We start from the raw sequence: 19,632 nt of genomic DNA on the forward strand, positions 1-19,632 counted from the left end.
GTTCCGCCGCGCATGGACAAGACCTATCAGCCCCACGACATCGAATCCCGCTGGTATGCCGAGTGGGAGTCGAAGCACTACTTCGCTCCGCAAGGCTCCGGCGAGTCCTACACCATCGCCCTGCCGCCGCCCAACGTCACCGGCAGCCTGCACATGGGCCACGGCTTCAACAACGCGATCATGGACGCGCTGATCCGCTTCCGCCGCATGCAGGGCCGCAACACCCTGTGGCAGCCGGGCACCGACCACGCCGGCATCGCCACCCAGATGGTGGTGGAGCGCCAGCTGGCCGCGCAGAACCTGTCGCGCCACGATCTGGGCCGCGACAAGTTCCTCGAGAAGGTCTGGGAGTGGAAGGAACAGTCCGGCGGCACCATCACCCGGCAGATCCGTCGCCTCGGCTCCTCGGTGGACTGGTCGCGCGAGCGCTTCACCATGGACGAGGGCCTCTCCGAGGCGGTCAAGGAAGCCTTCGTGCGCCTGTTTGATGACGGCCTGATCTACCGCGGCAAGCGCCTGGTCAACTGGGACACCAAGCTGCACACGGCGATCTCCGACCTCGAGGTGGAGAACCACGACGAGAAGGGCAGCCTGTGGAACCTGCGCTACCCGCTGGCCGACGGCGCCAAGACCGCCGAGGGCCAGGACTACCTGATCGTCGCCACCACCCGCCCGGAAACCATGCTTGGCGATTCCGCCGTGGCGGTGAACCCGAATGACGAACGCTACCAGGCGCTGATCGGCAAGTTCGTCGAGCTGCCGCTGGTCGGCCGGCGCATCCCGATCATCGGCGACGACTACTGCGACCCGGAGTTCGGCACCGGCTGCGTGAAGATCACCCCGGCGCATGACTTCAACGACTATGAAGTCGGCAAGCGCCACAACCTGCCGCTGATCAACATCCTCGACAAGAACGCCGCCGTGCTGGCCACCGCGCAGGTGTTCAACCTCGACGGCAGCGTCAACAGTGAGCTGGACGCCAGCCTGCCAGCGCAGTTCGCCGGATTGGACCGCTTCGAGGCGCGCAAGCAGATCGTCGCCGCCTTCGACGCCGCCGGCCTGCTGGAGAAGATCGACGAGCACGCGCTGAAGGTGCCGAAGGGCGACCGTTCCGGCACCATCATCGAGCCGTGGCTGACCGACCAGTGGTACGTGTCCACCAAGCCGCTGGCCGAGAAGGCCATCGCCGCGGTGGAGGACGGCTCGATCCAGTTCGTGCCCAAGCAGTACGAGAACATGTATTTCTCCTGGATGCGCGACATCCAGGACTGGTGCATCAGCCGCCAGCTGTGGTGGGGCCACCGCATCCCGGCTTGGTACGACGAGGCCGGCAACGTGTTTGTGGGCCGCGACGAGGCCGAGGTACGCGCCAAGCACAACCTCGGCGATGCGCCGCTGCGCCAAGACGACGACGTGCTGGACACCTGGTTCAGCTCGGGCCTGTGGACCTTCTCCACCCTCGGCTGGCCGGAACAGACCGAGTTCCTCAAGACCTTCCACCCCACCGACGTGCTGGTCACCGGTTTCGACATCATCTTCTTCTGGGTCGCCCGGATGATCATGATGAGCCTGCACCTGACCGGGCAGATCCCGTTCAAGACCGTCTACGTCCACGGCCTGGTGCGCGACGGCCAGGGCCACAAGATGTCCAAGTCCAAGGGCAACGTGCTCGACCCGCTGGACATCGTCGACGGCATCGACCTGGAAACCCTGGTGGCCAAGCGCACCAGCGGCATGATGCAGCCCAAGCTGGCCGAGAAGATCGCCAAGCAGACCCGCGCCGAGTTCCCCGACGGCATCGCCAGCTACGGCACCGACGCCCTGCGCTTCACCTTCTGCTCGCTGGCCTCCACCGGCCGCGACATCAAGTTCGACATGGGCCGCGTCGAGGGCTACCGCAACTTCTGCAACAAGCTGTGGAACGCCACCAACTTCGTGCTGGAGAACACCGACGGCAAGGACTGCGGCGCGGGCGACGAGACCGTGGAGCTGTCGGCGGTGGACCGCTGGATCCTCTCCGCCCTGCAGCGCTGCGAGCAGGACGTCACCCGCCACCTCGACCAGTTCCGCTTCGACCTGGCCGCGCAGTCGCTCTACGAGTTCATCTGGGACGAGTACTGCGCCTGGTACCTGGAGCTGGTCAAGCCGGTGCTGTGGGACGAGACCGCCAGCGTCGAGCGCCAGCGCGGCACCCGCCGCACTCTGGTGCAGGTACTGGAGGCCATCCTGCGCCTGACCCACCCGATGATGCCGTTCATCACCGAGGAGATCTGGCAGCGCATCAAGGCGCTGGCCGGCAAGAGCGGCCCGACCCTGATGCTGCAGCCCTGGCCGAGTGTCGAGGCCAACCTGCTGGATGCCGGTGCCGAGGGCGACATCACCTGGGTCAAGGACTTCATGCTCGGCGTGCGGCAGATCCGCGGCGAGATGAAGATCTCCATGGCCAAGCGCATCGACGTGGTGCTCGGCAACGCCAGCGAGCAGGACGTCGCCCGCCTGGCCGCCTTCGAGCCGCTGATCGCCAAGCTGGCCAAGCTCGAATCGGTGCGCGTACTGGCATCTGGCGAGGAAGCGCCGCTGGCCGCCATCGCCCTGGTCGGCGACATGCAGGTGCTGGTGCCGATGGCCGGGCTGATCGACAAGGATGCCGAACTGGCGCGTCTGGACAAGGAAATCCAGCGTCTGCAAGGCGAAGTGGCGCGGGTCGGCGGCAAGCTGGCCAACGAGGGCTTCGTCGCCAAGGCCCCGGAAGCGGTGCTGGAGAAGGAGCGCGCCAAGCTGGCCGAGGCCGAGCAGGCGCTGGCCAAGCTGGCCGAGCAGCGCGCGCGCATCGCCAGCCTGTAATCTCGCGACACACAGCCAAGGGCCCGCCTCCGTCAGGAGCCGGGCCCTTGGTCTTTTCTGCGCCAGCCGGCCACGCCTTCACTGCCAGCACTGCCGGGCCGATGCTCCGTGCATCCAGCACACAGCGGCGCTTTTCAAGCCAGCGCGACAGGCGCATTCTTGCGGCAATTTACCTCAAGATATTTCCAAGCCTTCCCCTTCCCGCAGGAATTTCTCCCATGCTTGCCTACACGCTGATGGCACTGCTGTTCGTCCTCGGATACCTGTGCATCGCCCTCGAACACCCGCTGAAGATCGACAAGGCCGCCTCGGCCATCCTCACCGCCGTGCTGTGCTGGACGGTACTGGTACTCGGCGAAGGCAGCCTGCTGCCGGCGGCTAGCAGCGGCCACGGGGTGGTCGGCGAGCTGCGCCATCACCTCGGTGAGATCTCCGAGATCCTGTTCTTCCTGCTCGGCGCGATGACCATCGTCGAGCTGATCGACTCCCATGAGGGCTTTCGCGCCATCACTGACCGCATCCAGACCCGCAAGCGCGTACACCTGCTATGGATCGTCGGCCTGCTGACCTTCTTCCTCTCCGCGGTGCTCGACAACCTGACCACCACCATCGTCATGGTCTCGCTGCTGCGCAAGCTGGTGCGCGGGCGTACCGAGCGCTGGCTGTACGTCGGCATTGTGGTGATTGCCGCCAACGCTGGCGGGGCCTGGTCGCCGATCGGTGACGTGACAACTACCATGCTGTGGATCGGCAATCAGATCACCGCACCCGGGGTGATCGCTGGGCTGTTCCTGCCCAGCCTGGTCTGCCTGCTGGTGCCGCTGCTGATCCTCAGCCTGCGCCTCAAGGGCGAGGCGCCGCGCCAGCGCCAGCGCGATCACCTCGGCGAGGCTGCCCGCAGCACCACCACGGCCTTCGAGCGCAATCTGGTGCTGGCTCTGGGCATCGGCGCGCTGCTGTTTGTTCCGGTGTTCAAGACTGTGACCCACCTGCCACCCTATATGGGCATCCTGTTCGGCCTCGGCGTGCTGTGGGTGACCACCGAGCTGCTGCACCGCGGCAAGAACGACGAGGACAAGCACCCGCTCTCCGTGGTCGGCGTGCTGCGCAAGGTCGACACCCCCAGCGTGCTGTTCTTCCTCGGCATCCTGCTCGCGGTGTCCAGCCTGGCCAGCGCCGGCCACCTCACCCAAGTCGCCGACCTGCTGCGCGAGTCGCTGGGCAATATCTATGCGATCAACTACGCCATCGGCCTGCTCTCGGCGGTGGTCGATAACGTGCCGCTGGTGGCGGGTGCAATCAAGATGTACCCGCTGATCGAGCCGGCCAGCCTGGTCGGGGCGCCGGCTGCCGAGCAGGCCTGGCAGGCCCAGTTCGTCGCCGACGGTACGTTCTGGGAGCTGCTTGCCTACTGCGCCGGCACCGGCGGCAGCAGCCTGATCATCGGCTCGGCCGCCGGTGTCGCGGCCATGGGCATGGAGCGCATCGGCTTCTTCTGGTACCTCAAGCGGGTGAGCCTGCTGGCGCTGCTCGGCTACACTGCCGGTGCCGCCACTTATCTGGGCCAGATGGCCCTGACTTGACCCCTACGAGGAGTCCCGACCCGTCATGGATGCAAGCAAGACCCGCAGCAGCTTCTACCGCCGCCTGTACGTGGCCTGGCTGATCGACAGCGGCACCGCCACCCGCGTGCCGGCGCTGATCGCCGCCACCGGTATGCCGCGGCGCACCGCCCAGGACACCCTGACCGCGCTGGCCGAGCTGGACATCGACTGCGTGTTCGAGCAGGCGGCCGGCGAGCGCAACAATACCGGTCACTACGTGATCCGCGACTGGGGTGCCATCGATCGCCGCTGGGTCGTCGCCAACCTTGCGCGGATTCGGGCCGTGCTCGGCTATCCCTGCCCACCACCCGCCGCCACGGAGGCGCCATGAACATCGAATGGTGGTACTGGATCATCGCCGGCATCCTGCTGATTCTGCTGGAGCTGGTGATTCCCTCGTTCTTCGTGCTGTGGTTTGGCCTCGGGGCACTGCTGGTCGGCGGCCTGCTCCTGCTGAATGGCGAGCTGGGGCTGACCGGCCAGCTGCTGATCTGGCTGGGCGCCTCGCTGGCGATGGTCGTCCTCTGGCTGCGGGTGTTTCGCAGCAGCCGGCAGAAGACACTGATCGGCACCGCCGCCGGCGAGGTCATGGGCGAGATCGGTCTGCTGGTCGGTGCGGTGGCGCCCTTTCAGCGCGGGCGGGTACGCTTCCAGAAACCGATCCTCGGCGCCGAGGAATGGGCCTGCGTGGCCGACAGTGCGATTGCCGCCGGCGCGCGGGTGCGGATTGTTTCCATCGAGGGCAGCTACCTGAAGGTCGCGCCCCAGTAACGGCCACTGGCCAAGGAGTCATCGTATGAGTGCAGGTCTGGCCGTTACCCTGGCGCTGGTGCTGCTGGTGCTGATCACCGTCGCCAAGGGCGTGCGTCTGGTGTCCCAGGGCGAGGAATGGGTGGTCGAACGCCTCGGCAAGTACCACGTCACCCTGCGCCCGGGGTTGAACATCATCATTCCGTTCCTGGACACCGTCGCCTACAAGCTGGTGACCAAGGACATCATCCTCGATGTGCAGGAGCAGGAGGTGATCACCCGCGATAACGCGGTGATCCTCACCAATGCCATCGCCTTCGTGAAAGTCACTGATCCGGTCAAGGCGGTGTATGGTGTCACCGATTTCTCCGAAGCGATCCGCAATTTGATCATGACCACCCTGCGCTCGATCGTCGGCGAGATGGAGCTGGATGAGGCGCTGTCCTCGCGGGACAAGATCAAGGCGCGCCTGCGCGAGAGCATCGCTGACGAGGCGGTGGACTGGGGGCTGACCGTCAAGTCGGTGGAGATTCAGGACATCAAGCCCTCGCTGTCGATGCAGGGCGCCATGGAGCTGCAAGCCGCTGCCGAGCGCGAACGCAAGGCCGCAGTGACCAAAGCCGAGGGCGCCAAGCAGGCGGCGATTCTGGAAGCCGAGGCGCGCCTTGAGGCCGCCCGGCGCGATGCCGATGCCCAGGTGATGCTGGCCGAGGCCAGTGCCGAGTCGATCCGCCGGGTCAGCAGCGCGATTGGTCAGGAAGCCGGGCCGATGATGTACCTGCTGGGCGAGAAGTACATCGCCGCCCTGGAAACCCTCGGCCAGAGCGATAACGCCAAGCTGGTGGTGCTGCCGGCGGACCTGCAGGACAGCCTGCGCGGCGTACTGGGCAAAACCGGAGCGCGCCCTTGAAACCCTCGACGCCCAAACCCGCCCGCCCCGCTACGCGCACGCCCGTACGCGCCGCGCTGCACCCACGCAACCGCCATCAGGGCCACTATGACTTCCCGGCACTAATCCGCGGCTGCCCGGAGCTGGCAGCTTTCGTGATCCGCAACCCCTACGGCAAGGAGAGCATCGACTTTGCCGATCCGGCGGCGGTGCGGGTGTTCAACCGCGCCCTGCTGCAGCAGTTCTACGGCATCCGTCACTGGGATATTCCACCGGGCTACCTGTGCCCGCCGGTGCCAGGGCGCGCTGATTATCTGCATGGGCTGGCCGATTTGCTGGCCGAGGAAAACCACGGCGCGCTGCTGCGCGGGCCGCGGGTCCGGGTGCTGGACATCGGCACCGGCGCCAACGGCATCTATCCGCTGATCGGGCAGCGGGAATATGGCTGGCGGTTTGTCGGCTCGGACATCGACGCCACCGCGCTGGCCAGCGCCCAGACCATCGTGCGTGCCAACGGTCTCGGTCAGGCCATCGAGCTGCGCCAGCAGCCTCACCCGCAGCAGATCTTCCAGGGCCTGCTGCAGGCGAGCGAGCGCTTCACCCTGACGCTCTGCAACCCGCCCTTCCATGCCTCGGCGGCCGAAGCCCAGGCCGGCAGTCGGCGCAAGTGGAAGAACCTCGGCAAGCTCGATCCCAGCCGCCGCCTGCCAGCGCTGAACTTTGGCGGGCAGTCCAACGAGCTGTGGTGCGAGGGTGGCGAGATTGCCTTCATCCGCCGCATGGTGCGCGAGAGCCGCGCGGTGGCCGCGCAGGTGCTGTGGTTCAGCTGCCTGGTCTCCAAAGGCGGCAACCTGCCGCTGGTCGAGCAGGCGCTGGCCGCCGCCAAGGCGCAGACGGTGCGCACCGTGGCGATGGGCCAGGGCCAGAAACAGAGCCGCTTTATTGCCTGGACTTTCCATGACGCGGCCGCGCGCCGCACCTGGCTAAACGCCCTGTGCGGCCAGCCTCAGGATCACGGATAAGCCGATGCCCTTTACCCTGAGCGGCCCCTGCGAGCACCGCGAGGAGATCCGCAAAAGCCGCTTCATCGCCCTGGCCGCGCCGATTGCCAGTGAAGCCGAGGCGCGCGCGTTCATCGCCGCCCACAGCGATCCCAGCGCCTCCCACAACTGCTGGGCATGGAAGTGCGGCGCCCAGTACCGTTTCAGCGACGACGGCGAGCCTGGCGGCACCGCCGGACGGCCGATGCTCACCGCCATCGAGGGTCAGGACTGCGATCAGGTGGTGGTGCTGGTGATCCGCTGGTTCGGCGGCATACAGCTTGGTACCGGTGGGCTAGCGCGTGCCTATGGTGGCTGCGCCGCCCGCTGCCTGCAGCAGGGCGAGCGCATCGAGCAGATTCCACGGGTGCAGGCCACCTGTCAGGTGCCATTTGCCGAGCAGGCGCTGCTGCGGGCGCGTCTGGCGGAGTTTCAGGCGCAGATCGAGCAGGAGCAGTTCAACGCCCAGGGCGCGCGGTGGCAATTGAGTGTGCCGGCCGCCCAGTTCGAGGCGCTGGCCCGGCGCTTCACGGATCTTGGCCGCGGCCAGATCCACCTACAGCGCCTCACGGACTGACGCGCGGCACGCGCCTCAGCACACCCCGACGCCCAGCTGCTGCACCGCCAACCCGCCCTGCTGCCAGCCCCACCAGCCGAGCGCCAGCAGCGCGGCCAGCAGCAGCGCGCCGAGCAGCCAGCACAGACCACGGCTCATCCGCGCACGGCCGCCTGCAGGCGCACGACCGGCTGCTCGCGCACCGGCGCGTTGAGCAGCGCCGCCAGCAGGCTGAGCAGGATGGCGATCTGCCAGACCAGGTCATAACTGCCGGTACGATCGAACATCCAGCCCCCCAGCCAGCCGCCGACAAACGAGCCCAGCTGGTGGAACAGGAACACCACACCGCCGAGCATCGACAGGTTACGCACGCCAAACAGTGTGGCCACCGTGCCGTTGGTCAGCGGCACGGTCGACAGCCACAAAAAGCCCATCGCCATGCCGAAGGCATACGCCGACCACTCGCTGAGCGGGGCGTAGAAGAAGGCGGCGATCACCACCGCGCGGATCAGGTACAGCCCGACCAGCAGCCGCGGCTTGGGATAGCAGCCGCCCAGCCAGCCGGAGAGATAGGTGCCGAACACATTGAACAGCCCGACCAGCGCCAGCACCGTGGTACCGACCCCGGCAGCCAGCTGGCGATCGACCAGATAGGCCGGCAGGTGCACACCGATGAACACCACCTGAAAGCCGCAGACGAAGAATCCCAGCCCCAGCAGCCAGAAATCACGCTGCGCCAGCGCCTCGTGCAGCGCCGCTCCGGCGCCCTGTACCACCTCATCCGCTGCGGGCGCCGGGCGCTGCGCACCGCGCAGCAGCAGCGCCAGCGGCACCAGCAGGGCGATCAGCGCGGCCAGCACCAGCAGCGCCGCCGACCAGCCGAGCGTCGAGATCAGCCCAAGGCTGGCTGGCAGCATGATGAACTGGCCGAAGGAGCCCGCGGCAGCCGCCAGGCCCATCGCCATGCTGCGCCGCTCCACCGGCGCGGCCTGCCCGACCGCACCCAGCAGCACCGAGAACGAGGTGCCGGACAACCCGATGCCGATCAGCAGCCCGGCACTCAGCGACAACAAGCCCGGCGTGCCTGAAAAAGCCATCAGCAGCAGCCCCGCCACATACAAGAGCGCCCCGATCACCACTGTGCGCGCCACGCCAAAGCGGTCGGCAAACGCACCGGTGAAGGGCTGTACCAGCCCCCAGATCAGGTTCTGCAGGGCAATCGCAAAGGCAAACACCTCGCGCCCCCAGCCAAACTCGCTGCTCATCGGCGGCAGGAACAGGCCGAAGCCATGCCGCACCCCCAGCGACAGGGCGAGGATCAGTGAACTGCCCAGCAGCATCCAGCCGCAGTGGCGCCATAGCGAATTCATCGGCACGCTCCCCAATGCAAAGCGCGAGGATAGCACCCTCGCCCGCCCCTGCTCAGCCCAGCCCTGAGCTGCCCGGGCATCGGTTAAACTCCAAGGCTCCATCGTCTGTCACGAGACCGCCATGCCGATCCAACATGCCATCGTCCACCTGATCGACAAAAAGCCCGACGGCAACCCCGCCAGACTGCACCTGAGCACCCAGGCACTGCCGGCCAGCGAGACCATCGAGCACCTCTTGGCCGACCTCAATGACAGCTACAACGCCAAGCCCAACAAGGTCTGGGGCTATTTTCAAGCCGACACACAAAGCTACCCGCTGAGCAGCTGGCTGCAGCGCTATCTGGAGGATGGCGATTTTGTCGCCTTCAGCCAGGCCTGCGCCGAGCGCCTGACCACCCTGATGGATGCCTCCAACCTGTCGACCGGCGGCCATGTGCTGATCGCCCGTTACCAGCAGGGCATGAGCGATTTTCTGTGCATCGCCCTGCTCCACCACAGCGAGGGCGTGACCGTCACCGAGCAGCTCGAACTGAGCAGCGCCCGGCATCTTGATCTGGGCCAATTACACCTCGCCGCGCGGATCAACCTCAGCGAGTGGCGCAACAACCCGGCCTCGCGGCAGTACCTCTCGCTGATCCGCGCCCGCCACGGCAAGAAGGTCGCCGACTACTTCCGCGAGTGCCTGGGCTGCAGCGAGGGCGTCGATGCGCCGAGCGAGACCCGCACCCTGCTCAAGGCCTTCAGCGACTACGTCGAAAGCGAGGATCTGGCCGAGGAGCAGGCCCGCGAGAAGACCCAGACCCTGGTGGACTACGCCAGCGATCAGGCCCGGCGCGGCGAGCCGATCGCGCTGGAAGAACTCTCCGAGCTGCTCGATGAGCAGCAGCCGCGGGCCTTCTTCGAGCATATCCGCCACAAGGATTACGGTCTGGCGCCGGAGATCCCGGCGGACAAGCGCACCCTCAACCAGTTCCGCCGTTTCACCGGGCGCGCGGAGGGGCTGTCGATCAGCTTCGAGGCGCACCTGCTGGGTTCGCAGATCGAATACGACGCCGAGCAGGATGCGCTGATCATCCGCAAACTGCCGGGCAAGCTGCGCGAACAACTGACCAAGGACCGCCATTGAGCCCTCTGCCGGATGCCAGCGCGCCGGCCGCGAATGCCGCCCTGCTGCGTCTGCGCGATGAGTCGCTGGAGGCCTGCCTATGCCACCCAGCGGCGCCCTTCGCCCAGAATCCCAACCGCGATCTGGGCCTGAGCCACGACAGCGCCGCGGCGCAGCTGCAGGCGCTGCGGCCCTGGCTGATCGAGCAGCAGCATCTTTTGCGCATGCGCCGCCGCGAGGCGCTGCTGATCTGGCTGCAGGGACCGGACTGCGCCGGCAAGGATGGCGCCATCGAGCGACTGTGCGCCGGTTTCAGCCCGCTGGGGCTGGCGGTGCACAGCTTTGGCCGCCCCACCGTGGCGCAGTGTACGGCGCCCTTTCTCGCGCGCTACCGCCAGCGCCTGCCCGAGCCCGGCCAGCTGGGCCTGTTCAACCGCACCCCGTATGAAGGGGTAGCCAGCGACCTGTTCGATGGCTTTATTGACGCCGAGGCGCTGCCAGCACGCCTGATCCAGCTGGCCGACTTCGAGGATCAGCTGGCCGCTCACGGCATCCGGCTGCTCAAGGTCTACCTGCAGATTTCCCAGGCCGAGCAGCACGCGCGCCTGCGCAAGCGTCTGCTCGACCCGCGCAAGCACTGGAAGCTCTGCGCGGATGATCTGACCGCCCATCGCCAGTTCGCCGCACGCGAGGCGCACTGGGCCGCGCTGCTGCGCGCCAGCCATCGCCCAGAGGCACCCTGGTACATCCTGCCGGCCAATCACAAGTGGCTGCGCGATCTGCTGCTGGCCAGCCTGCTGGCCCGCGCGTTCGAGACGCTGCAGCAGACTTGGCCCACCCCCACGCCGCCCTTCACCCTGGAGGCGCTGGAGCGCGGCTGAGCCGGACGTTCAGCCCTCGCCCGCCATCCAGCCGGCGACCAGCTGCTCCTTGGCGGATTTACGCAGGCGCTTGATCGCCCACTCGCGCTGCAGGGCGGCGCGCTGACTGCCGCAGGCCTCGATATACACCAGCGCACAGGCCGGGCTGCTGCAAAAGAAGCGCGCACCACGCCCGCGCACATGCTGCTCAAAACGCCGCCACGGATCATCGCTGATCCCGCAGTACAGCGCGCCATTGGCCGCCCGCACCAGATACACCCGCCAGATCCGCGGCCCCATCACGCGGGTGCGCTTCATCACCGGTCCCTGGCCCGCGAGCGTTGCTGCCAGCGCGCCAGATGCCTCACCGGGACGCCGCAGAGAAACCCCAGCGCCAGCAGGCGATGCAGCAGGGCGCGCCGCCACCAGCCGTCACGCTGCCAGCGGCGCGGATCAACCCGCAGCCCCTCGCTGACACAGGCCAGAGCCCCCTGCCGGCGCAGACCACGCACCAACGGCACCTCCTCGAACAACGGCCAGGGCGCATGGCCGCCGGCAGCCCAGTACGCCTCGCGGGTGGCAAACAGACCCTGATCCCCGTAGGGCACCCCCAGCGGCAGCCGCACCCGCCAGTTGGTCAGCCGCACCAGCCAGCGGGCCTGCCAGGGCAATGGCCCGCTCAGGCGAAAGGCGAAATAGCCGCCCGGTGCCCCCTGCGCCAGCGCGGCCTGCAGGGCGGCAAAGGGCGCGCCGTACAGCTCGGCATCGGCGTGCAGAAACCACAGCCGCTCATGCTGCGCCGCCGCCGCACCGGCGCGCAGCTGCTGGCCGCGACAGGGTTCGGCCGGCAGCCACTCAGCCCCCTGCGCGTGGCACAGCGCCTGGCACTGCGCGCTGCGCGCGGCATCGACGACGATGATCTGCAGCGGCTGCGCGCAGCGCTCGGCCAGCGTGTGCAGCTGCGCCAGCAGGCGAGCCAGCGGCGCCTCATCGCGGTAGCAGGGGATGATCACGCTGCACGCAGGCGTCGTACTCACCGGCAGTGCTCCAGCAGCGGCAGCAGCTGCGCCCGTAGCGCACGGCGCGCGGGGCGCAGGTCTTCGGCCAGCGCCTGATAGGCGGCGAGCAGATCAGCCGGCTCATCGACATCACGGCACAAGCCGACCCGGCGCACCTGCTGCCCCGCCGCCTCACACAGCGCCTGCAAGGCATCCCCCAGCGCCGGGGTGCTCCAGGGCAGCCCGGCCAGCGCCGGCCAGGGCTGGCGCGAGGCCATCAGCACCACGCCGCCGTCACAAGCCGGCACCAGCACGGTATCGACCTCGGTCAGCGCCGCGCGCACCTCGGCATACAGCGCCGGGGTCAGTGCTGGAATGTCGCTGCCGATGATCACCAGCACCCCGTGCCCTTGGGCGCGCAACTGCCGGTCCAGGGTGTTCAGCCGCTCGCCAAGATTGCCGCCGCCCTGCGCCTGACAGTGCGCGGCGGGGGCCTGCTGGCGCGCCCAGTCGGCATCTTCGGCGCGGTCCGGGGCGATCACCTGCGGGCCGGGCCAGGCGGCCAGATCCTCCAACGCACAGGCCAGCAGCGCCTCGGCAATCGGCAGGGTGGCCTCTGGCCCGAGCCGGCGGGCCAGACGCTGCTTGCCATGCCCGAGGGCTGGGCGCTTGCAGACCAGCACCAGGGTCGGAGCAGCGGGCAGTGCATCAGGGGGCGTGGGCATGGCAGACACTCGTGATGATGGATCCTCAAGGGGCTTGCCGGTGCTCCATTCAGGCACCGCCCCTCGGCCGGCCGGCAGCATAGAGAGCCAAGCCGCGGCCCGGCAAGCACCGGGATGGCTGGGCGGATGCGACCAATGCCGGCAGAATGCCCAGGCCCCGCCCTCGCTCTGGAGCACCGCTGACCATGTATGACACCCTGCCGCTGCTCGATGCCCACGCTTTCCCCGCGCTGCAGCGCACGCCGCTCGACACCCTGCAGGTCAATCTGACCTACCAGTGCAACCAGCGCTGCCTGCACTGCCATGTCAACGCTGGCCCGACCCGTCAGGAGCGGCTCGACGATGAGAACCTGGCCTGCCTGTTCGAGGTCATCGAGCGGCTGCCGCTGCGCTGTCTGGACCTGACCGGCGGTGCGCCGGAGCTGCACCCGCGCTTTCGCGAGCTGGTGCGCCATGCCCGCCGCCAGGGCCTGCGGGTGATCGATCGCTGCAACCTGACCATCCTCAGCGAGCCCGGCCAGCAGGATCTGGGCGCCTTTCTCGCTGCCGAGGGCGTCGAGGTGGTCGCCTCGCTGCCCTGCTATAGCGCGGACAATGTTGATCGCCAGCGCGGTGATGGAGTGTTCGCCCGCAGCATCGCAGGCCTGCGCCAGCTCAACGCGCTGGGCTATGGCCAGCCCGGCCGCGACCTGTCACTGAGCCTGGTCTACAACCCGCAAGGCCCACAGCTGCCACCGCCCCAGGGCCCGCTCGAGGCGGATTACCGGGCGCGGCTACAGGCAGATTTCGGCATCGTCTTCACCCGGCTGCTGACCATTACCAACCAGCCGATCGCCCGCTTTGGCAGCACGCTGGTCAGCCGTGGCGAGCTGGCCAGCTACCTGCAACTGCTGCGGGACAACTTCCAGGCCAGCAACCTGGACAGCGTGATGTGCCGCTCGCTGGTCAGCGTCGATTGGCAGGGCTATCTGTATGACTGCGACTTCAACCAAATGCTCGGCCTCGGCCTGCCGCCGCTGATCGCCCGCCAGCGCCCGCACCTGCGCGACCTGCTGCACCAGTCGCTGGCGCAGCACCCGATCGCCACCCGCGAGCACTGTTACGCCTGCACCGCCGGACAAGGTTCGAGCTGCGGCGGCGCCCTTGCCTGATGCCTGACTCTGGAGTGCCGATGTCCCTGCCCCGTCTTGCCCTGCTGCTGGTGCTCACCAGCCTGCTGGCCGCCTTCGTGCTGCTCGATCTGCACGCTTATCTGCACCTGGACACCCTCCAGCAGCAGCACCAGTACCTTGAGGCCCAGGTGAGCGCCCACCCCTGGCAGGCGGCGCTGCTGTACCTGCTGGGCTATGTGGCCGTCACGGCGCTGTCGATCCCCGGCGCCGCGCTGCTGACCCTGCTGGGCGGTGCGCTGTTCGGCCTGCTCGGCGGCACGCTGCTGGTGTCGCTGGCCTCGACCCTCGGCGCGACCCTGGCGATGCTCGGCAGCCGCTACCTGCTGCGCGGCGCCGTGCAGCGGCGCTTTGCCCAGCGCCTGGCCGCCATCGACCGTGGCATTGAGCGCGAGGGGCCGTTCTACCTGTTCGCCCTGCGGCTGGTGCCGCTGTTTCCGTTCGTGCTGATCAACCTGGCGATGGGCCTGACCCGCCTGCCGGCGCGCACCTTCTGGTGGGTCAGTCAGCTGGGCATGCTGCCGGGCACGCTGGTCTATGTGAACGCCGGGCGGGAGCTGGGGCGCCTGGACTCGCTGGAGGGCATCCTCTCGCCGGGGCTGCTCGGCGCCTTTGCCCTGCTCGGGCTGTTCCCGCTGCTGGCACGGCGTCTGCTGGCCTGGCTCAAGGCGCGCCGCGTGTACGCTGGCTGGACGCGCCCGCGGCGCTTCTCGCGCAACCTGGTGGTGATCGGTGCCGGGGCCGGTGGGCTGGTCAGCGCCTATGTCGCCGCTGCCGCCCAGGCGCGGGTCACGCTGATCGAGCGGGCCAAGATGGGCGGCGACTGCCTGAACAGCGGCTGCGTGCCCTCCAAGGCACTGATTCAGGCCGCCGCACAGGCCCATGCCCTGCGTGAGGCGCAGGCGTTCGGGCTGAGCGAGGTGCAGGGGCGCGTCGATTTTGCCGCGGTGATGCAGCGGGTACGGGCGGTGATCCAGGCCATCGAGCCCCATGACTCGATCGAGCGCTACACCCGCCTGGGGGTGGAGGTGATTCAGGGTGAGGCGCGCATCACCTCGCCGTGGAGCGTGGAGGTCAACGGCCAGACCCTAACCACCCGCGCGATCATCATCGCCTGCGGGGCGCGCCCGCGCCTGCCAGAGATTCCGGGGCTGGCGGCGATGCAGCCGCTGACCTCGGACACCTTCTGGCAGCTGGATACACCGCCCGAGCGCCTGCTGGTGCTGGGCGGCGGGCCGATCGGCTGCGAGCTGGGGCAGGCCATGCAGCGCCTAGGGGTTCCGGTGACGCTCATCGAGCGCGGCGAGCGTCTGCTTAGCCGCGAGGATGCCGAGGCCAGCGCGGTGCTTGAAGCGCAGTGGCAACGCGAGGGCCTTGACCTGCGCCTGGCGCATCAGGCCGAGCGCTTCGAGCAACGCGGAGCGCAGCGTGTGCTGATCGCCCGCGATCTGCGCCGCGACGCTCTGGTGGAAATCCCCTTCGACCGGGTGCTGGTCGCGCTGGGCCGCGAGGCCCGCCTGGAAGGCTATGGCGTCGAGACCCTGCAGCTGGCGGTGCGGGCCGACCAGACCCTGGAGACCGACGCCTGCCTTGCCACCCGCTACCCGAATATCTTTGCCGTCGGCGATGTGACCAGCGCCCTGCAGCTCACCCACGGCGCAGCCCATCAGGCCTGGTACGCCAGCATCAACGCACTGTTTGGCGACCTGCGCCGCTTCAAGGTCGATGAGCGGGTGATCCCGCGGGTGACCTTCACCGATCCGCCGATTGCCCGAGTCGGCCTCAGCGAGGCCGAGGCCCGCGCGCAGGGGCTCTCCTTCGAGGTGACCCGTTATGCGCTGGCCGATCTTGACCGCGCGCTGATCGAGGGCCGCACCGAGGGCTTCGTCAAGATCCTCACCGCCGCCGGGCGCGACCGCCTGCTCGGGGTGACGCTGGTCGGGGCGCGCGCCGACGAGCTGATCGCCGTCTACGCCCTGGCCATGCGCCACAACCTGGGCCTGGGCCAGCTGCTCGCCACCGTCCACAGCTACCCGACATTTGCCGAGTCGGCCAAATACGCCGCTGGGCAGTGGCGCCGGGCACGGATTTCACCGCGGGCGCTACGCCTGCTGGCAGCCTTCCAGCGCTGGCGGCGCCAAGGCGGTGCGGAGCCGGCAGCGCCGCGCGATGAGTCTGCACCGTGAGCGCCGACTTCGACCTGCTGCTGGCCGGCGCCGGGCACAGCCATCTGGGCGTGCTGCGCCGCTGGGCCCGGGGCGCCCGACCGGCCGGGCGCATTGCGCTGGTCTGTGGCGAGCCGCAGGTCTGGTACTCGGGGATGTTGCCGGGCCTGCTGGCCGGGCGCTATCGACCCGAGGATTGCCGGATCGAGCTGGCGGCGCTGTGCCGCGCGGCGCAGGTGGAGTGGATCGCCCAGCCGGTCCGCGCCCTCGATGCCGAACGCTCCGCGCTGACCCTCGCCGACGGCAGCACGCTGACCGGGCGCTGGCTGTCGCTGAATGTCGGCGCCCAGCCGGCCAGCCTCCCCCAGCAGGGGACGGCCCTGCAGGTGCTGCCGGTCAAGCCCTTCGCGACTTTTCTGCACGGCTGGGCGGACTGGCAGCGCGATCCCCAGCCGCTGGCGATTCTCGGCGGCGGGGCCGCGGGTGTGGAGCTGGCTCTGGCGCTGGCCGCACAGGTGCCGTCCCTGACGCTGTTTGCCGGCCAGCGGCTGCTGGGCAGCCATCCAGCGGCGCTGCGCCGGCGGGCGCTGGCGCACTTGCAGCGGGCCGGTGTGACGGTGCGCGAAGCGTGCCGCATCGAGGCGATCACCGATGATGCGCTGTACGCCGATCGGCAGCCGCTCTGGCGCGGGACGCGCTTGCTGCTGGCCAGCGGCCCGGCAGCGCTGCCCTGGCTGCGCGAGTCAAACCTGGCCTGCGATGCCGCAGGCTTTGTCGCCCTCACCGCCACCCTGCAAAGCCGCTCTCACCCGCAGATTTTTGCCAGCGGCGACTGCGCCAGCCTGCCGGGGGCGCGGCGCAACGGCGTGCATGCAGTGCGTCAGGGCCCGGTGCTGGCCGAGAATCTGGCCCGCGCCCTGCAGGGCGAACCGCTGCGCCCCTACACGCCGCAGCGCCGCACCCTGGCCCTGCTCGCCGATGGCCGGGGCGGCGCGCTATATGCCTGGGGCAACCTGTGCGGCGAGGCGCGGCTGGCCGGGCGCCTCAAGGACTGGCTGGACCGGCGCTTCATCCGCCAGCATCGACCGGCCGAACATCTATAAGGCCAGTGCACGGCATACGCGCTACGCTGCAAGGGCAGCGACATGGCGCCCCAACGCCGGGCGCTGTCCGCTGCACTCTCTGGCCAGCAGGAGAATCACCATGTCCATGCCCATGACCGAACTGCTGCAAACCCTGCTCAGCGCCGAGCGAGCGGGCGCACTGGTAGCCCGCGACAGCCTGCGCCAGTGCGATGACCCAAGCCTTGTGCCGCTCTTGCAGCAGATCCTCGCTGGGGAAAGCGAGAGCTGCCGGCGCCTGATGACCTGCCTGCGGCATCTGGGGCTTGAGGCCAACCGTGAGGTCGGCGCCTTTCATGCCCAGGCGATGGCCATCGAGGATCTGGCGCAGCGGCTGGCCTTCATCGATCGCGGCCAGCGCTGGGTGATCCGCCGCCTGCAGGAGGCGCTGCCAACCTGCCGCGATCCGCTGCTGCAGGAGGAGCTACAGGCAGTGCTGCGCCTGCATGAGGAAAACAGCGCCGCCAGCGCCCGTTAGCTGCCGATGCCCAGACACAGGTACTTGAGTTCGAGGTAGTCGTCGATGCCGTAGCGGGAACCCTCGCGCCCGACACCCGACTCCTTGACGCCGCCAAAGGGGGCGACTTCGGTGGAGATGATCCCCTCATTGACGCCGACCATGCCGTACTCCAGCGCCTCACTGACCCGCCAGGCTCGTCCCAGGTCGCGGGTATAAAGGTAGGCAGCCAGCCCGTACTCGGTATCGTTGGCGAGATGAATCGCCTCGGCCTCGTCACTAAAGCGGAAGATCGGCGCCAGCGGCCCGAAGGTTTCCTCGCGGGCCACCTGCATGTCGGCGGTGACCTCCGCCAGCACGGTCGGCTCGAAGAACTGCCCGCCCAGCGCGTGGGGTTTGCCGCCGGTCAAGAGGCGCGCGCCCTTGGCCAACGCATCGTCGATATGCGCCTGCACTTTGCTCAGTGCCCGCGGGCTGATCAGTGGCCCCTGCTGGGCGCCCTCGACATCAAATGGCGCCACCTTGAGCGCCGCCACCGCCTGGGCCAGACGCTGAATGAACGCCTCGTAGATCCCGTCCTGCACCAGGAAGCGGTTGGTGCAGACGCAGGTCTGCCCGCTGTTGCGGTACTTGGAGGCCAGCGCCCCGGCGATTGCCGCGTCCAGGTCAGCATCCTCGAAGACAATGAACGGCGCATTGCCGCCCAGCTCCATGCTGACCTTCTTCATGGTCGGCGCACACTGCGCCATCAGCTGCTTGCCGACCGCAGTCGAGCCGGTGAATGACAGCTTGCGCACCTGTGAACTGGCGGTCAGCACCGCACCGATGGCCGGGGCGTCACGGCCGGTGACGATGTTCAGCACCCCGGCCGGCACCCCGGCGCGCTGCGCCAGTTCGGCCAGCGCCAAGGCGGATAGCGGCGTTTCTGCCGCCGGCTTGACCACCACGGTGCAGCCAGCCGCCAGCGCCGGGGCAACCTTGCGGGTGATCATGGCATTGGGGAAATTCCACGGGGTAATGGCCGCCACAACGCCAATCGGCTGACGCAGCACCAACAGGCGCCGCCCCGGCTTGTCGTGGGGGATCACATCCCCGTAGGTGCGCTTGGCCTCTTCGGCGAACCACTCGATGAAGCTTGCGCCATAGGCAATCTCGCCACGGCTTTCGGCCAGCGGCTTGCCCTGCTCGGCGCTGAGCAGCTGCGCCAGATCCTCCTGATGGGCCATGATCAGCGCAAACCAGCTGCGCAGGATAGCCGAGCGCTCGCGAGCGGTACGGCTGCGCCAGTCGGCCAGTGCCGCCTCGGCCGCAGCGATGGCGCGGGTGGTCTCGGCGGCGCCCAGATCCGCCACCTGAGCCAGCAACCGCTGACGGGCCGGATCGATCACCGGGAAGGTTCCGGCATGGTCCGCATCGACCCACTGGCCGGCGATGAAGGCCTGGGTACGCAGCAGGGTGCTATCGGTCAGTTGCATGGCAAGATCCTCGAACGGAGCGCGCAGCGGTGGCGCCGAAAAAGTGCGCCTTAGTATTGCAGGATGCCACGCGGTTCGGGCCAGTGCTGTTGGCCTGCGTCAGCGCTGCTTGCCGGGCGAAAAAGAAAAACCCCTGAAATTCTCTAGGAAAATCAGGGGTTTAGCTCTGTTAAAATGGGCCGGGGTCGTTTGAACAAACACCTACAGGTCTCGCCAATCAAACCTTTGCGGGTTCTATGGGCCTTGGGGATACACCAAGGGATACAGAATCACCGCTGCTGCCCTATTTTTGAGTGTTTTTCGACCAAGTGCCGTACGTTTCCTGATTGCGCAGACTTTAGCATTTCGCCGGGGCTTGGGCACCGGGCTTCCTCAGTCGAGGCAAGACCGCAGATTGTGTCCCAGGAAGTGGTGTAACTGAGCGCCGTGAACCGCCCCGGGAACTCCGGAGGCTCTCTGGTTTGAGTCATGCCGCCAGGGCTGACTCGTCGAGTTGTCGATAAT

The 19,632-nt window shown here is 68.2% G+C and carries 19 protein-coding genes; 13 read left to right on the forward strand and 6 right to left on the reverse strand.

From position 1 onward, the window contains the following. The first annotated feature begins 12 nt into the window (after nucleotides 1-12). The 7 genes from MXC11_RS07190 to MXC11_RS07220 all read left to right on the forward strand — a co-directional run bounded on the left by MXC11_RS07190 (nucleotide 13) and on the right by MXC11_RS07220 (nucleotide 7,704). A complete protein-coding gene (locus tag MXC11_RS07190; protein WP_250007062.1) occupies nucleotides 13-2,844 on the forward strand; it encodes a valine--tRNA ligase in 2,832 nt (943 codons plus the stop codon). 218 nt (nucleotides 2,845-3,062) lie between these two features. Beyond that, nucleotides 3,063-4,427 (forward strand): sodium:proton antiporter NhaD, encoded by a 1,365-nt coding sequence (gene nhaD, locus MXC11_RS07195; protein WP_250007064.1) that lies wholly within the window; start codon nucleotides 3,063-3,065, stop codon nucleotides 4,425-4,427. Nucleotides 4,428-4,452: 25 nt separating this feature from the next. Further along, a complete protein-coding gene (locus MXC11_RS07200; RefSeq protein WP_250007066.1) occupies nucleotides 4,453-4,779 on the forward strand; it encodes a winged helix-turn-helix domain-containing protein in 327 nt (108 codons plus the stop codon). After that, on the forward strand, nucleotides 4,776-5,219 hold the full coding sequence (locus tag MXC11_RS07205) for an NfeD family protein (RefSeq protein ID WP_250007067.1): 444 nt from the start codon (nucleotides 4,776-4,778) through the stop codon (nucleotides 5,217-5,219). The genes MXC11_RS07200 and MXC11_RS07205 overlap by 4 nt, the downstream gene beginning before the upstream one ends. Before the next feature lie 25 nt (nucleotides 5,220-5,244). Further along, a complete protein-coding gene (locus MXC11_RS07210; protein WP_250007069.1) occupies nucleotides 5,245-6,108 on the forward strand; it encodes an SPFH domain-containing protein in 864 nt (287 codons plus the stop codon). Next, nucleotides 6,105-7,109 carry a 23S rRNA (adenine(1618)-N(6))-methyltransferase RlmF gene (gene rlmF, locus MXC11_RS07215; RefSeq protein ID WP_250007071.1) on the forward strand — a complete coding sequence of 335 codons (1,005 nt, stop codon included), beginning with the start codon at nucleotides 6,105-6,107 and terminating at the stop codon, nucleotides 7,107-7,109. Before MXC11_RS07210 ends, rlmF begins: the two co-directional genes overlap by 4 nt. A gap of 4 nt (nucleotides 7,110-7,113) precedes the next feature. Next, entirely contained in the window at nucleotides 7,114-7,704 is a 591-nt protein-coding gene (locus MXC11_RS07220) for an IMPACT family protein (RefSeq protein WP_250007073.1), read from the forward strand. Between the two features lie 15 nt (nucleotides 7,705-7,719). On the opposite strand, the gene MXC11_RS12170 is transcribed toward MXC11_RS07220, so the two are convergent. Together MXC11_RS12170 and MXC11_RS07225 are read right to left on the reverse strand one after the other, a co-directional pair. Then, complete coding sequence (locus tag MXC11_RS12170; RefSeq protein WP_284060432.1) at nucleotides 7,720-7,842, reverse strand: hypothetical protein; 123 nt, start codon at nucleotides 7,840-7,842, stop codon at nucleotides 7,720-7,722. Then, on the reverse strand, nucleotides 7,839-9,053 hold the full coding sequence (locus MXC11_RS07225) for an MFS transporter (protein WP_250007075.1): 1,215 nt from the start codon (nucleotides 9,051-9,053) through the stop codon (nucleotides 7,839-7,841). The genes MXC11_RS12170 and MXC11_RS07225 overlap by 4 nt, the downstream gene beginning before the upstream one ends. 121 nt (nucleotides 9,054-9,174) lie before the next feature. Here MXC11_RS07225 and yejK point away from each other — a divergent pair, with 121 nt between their 5' ends. Both yejK and MXC11_RS07235 read left to right on the forward strand, forming a co-directional pair. Beyond that, nucleotides 9,175-10,179: a nucleoid-associated protein YejK gene (yejK, locus tag MXC11_RS07230; RefSeq protein WP_250007077.1), complete on the forward strand. Its 1,005-nt coding sequence runs from the start codon at nucleotides 9,175-9,177 to the stop codon at nucleotides 10,177-10,179. Continuing rightward, nucleotides 10,176-11,039 (forward strand): polyphosphate kinase 2 family protein, encoded by an 864-nt coding sequence (locus tag MXC11_RS07235; RefSeq protein WP_250007079.1) that lies wholly within the window; start codon nucleotides 10,176-10,178, stop codon nucleotides 11,037-11,039. The genes yejK and MXC11_RS07235 overlap by 4 nt, the downstream gene beginning before the upstream one ends. A gap of 9 nt (nucleotides 11,040-11,048) precedes the next feature. Here the strand turns inward: MXC11_RS07235 and MXC11_RS07240 are convergent, their stop codons facing one another. Genes MXC11_RS07240 through MXC11_RS07250 form a run of 3 tightly spaced genes read right to left on the reverse strand, consistent with a single transcriptional unit; the run spans nucleotide 11,049 to nucleotide 12,741 of the window. Continuing rightward, complete coding sequence (locus MXC11_RS07240; RefSeq protein ID WP_250007081.1) at nucleotides 11,049-11,336, reverse strand: GIY-YIG nuclease family protein; 288 nt, start codon at nucleotides 11,334-11,336, stop codon at nucleotides 11,049-11,051. Continuing rightward, complete coding sequence (locus tag MXC11_RS07245) at nucleotides 11,336-12,055, reverse strand: glycosyltransferase (protein WP_250007084.1); 720 nt, start codon at nucleotides 12,053-12,055, stop codon at nucleotides 11,336-11,338. Before MXC11_RS07245 ends, MXC11_RS07240 begins: the two co-directional genes overlap by 1 nt. Continuing rightward, nucleotides 12,052-12,741: a DUF2064 domain-containing protein gene (locus MXC11_RS07250; protein WP_250007086.1), complete on the reverse strand. Its 690-nt coding sequence runs from the start codon at nucleotides 12,739-12,741 to the stop codon at nucleotides 12,052-12,054. The genes MXC11_RS07245 and MXC11_RS07250 overlap by 4 nt, the downstream gene beginning before the upstream one ends. Before the next feature lie 185 nt (nucleotides 12,742-12,926). On the opposite strand from MXC11_RS07250, the gene arsS reads away from it, so the two are divergent. The 4 genes from arsS to MXC11_RS07270 all read left to right on the forward strand — a co-directional run bounded on the left by arsS (nucleotide 12,927) and on the right by MXC11_RS07270 (nucleotide 17,674). After that, nucleotides 12,927-13,892, forward strand: a complete 966-nt coding sequence (gene arsS / locus MXC11_RS07255) for an arsenosugar biosynthesis radical SAM (seleno)protein ArsS (protein ID WP_250007087.1) — start codon at nucleotides 12,927-12,929, stop codon at nucleotides 13,890-13,892. A 20-nt stretch (nucleotides 13,893-13,912) separates the two neighbouring features. Then, on the forward strand, nucleotides 13,913-16,096 hold the full coding sequence (locus MXC11_RS07260; protein ID WP_250007090.1) for an FAD-dependent oxidoreductase: 2,184 nt from the start codon (nucleotides 13,913-13,915) through the stop codon (nucleotides 16,094-16,096). Beyond that, nucleotides 16,093-17,178: an FAD-dependent oxidoreductase gene (locus MXC11_RS07265; protein ID WP_250007092.1), complete on the forward strand. Its 1,086-nt coding sequence runs from the start codon at nucleotides 16,093-16,095 to the stop codon at nucleotides 17,176-17,178. The genes MXC11_RS07260 and MXC11_RS07265 overlap by 4 nt, the downstream gene beginning before the upstream one ends. Nucleotides 17,179-17,278: 100 nt before the next feature. After that, nucleotides 17,279-17,674 carry a DUF6306 domain-containing protein gene (locus MXC11_RS07270; protein WP_250007094.1) on the forward strand — a complete coding sequence of 132 codons (396 nt, stop codon included), beginning with the start codon at nucleotides 17,279-17,281 and terminating at the stop codon, nucleotides 17,672-17,674. On the opposite strand, the gene MXC11_RS07275 is transcribed toward MXC11_RS07270, so the two are convergent. Continuing rightward, a complete protein-coding gene (locus tag MXC11_RS07275; RefSeq protein WP_250007095.1) occupies nucleotides 17,671-19,128 on the reverse strand; it encodes an NAD-dependent succinate-semialdehyde dehydrogenase in 1,458 nt (485 codons plus the stop codon). The two genes, MXC11_RS07270 and MXC11_RS07275, sit on opposite strands and share 4 nt — an antisense overlap. Nucleotides 19,129-19,632: the final 504 nt, after the last annotated feature.

The sequence above is a fragment of the Pseudomonas eutrophicaquae genome, from assembly GCF_023544715.1.
In the GTDB taxonomy this organism is placed as follows: Bacteria; Pseudomonadota; Gammaproteobacteria; order Pseudomonadales; family Pseudomonadaceae; genus Geopseudomonas.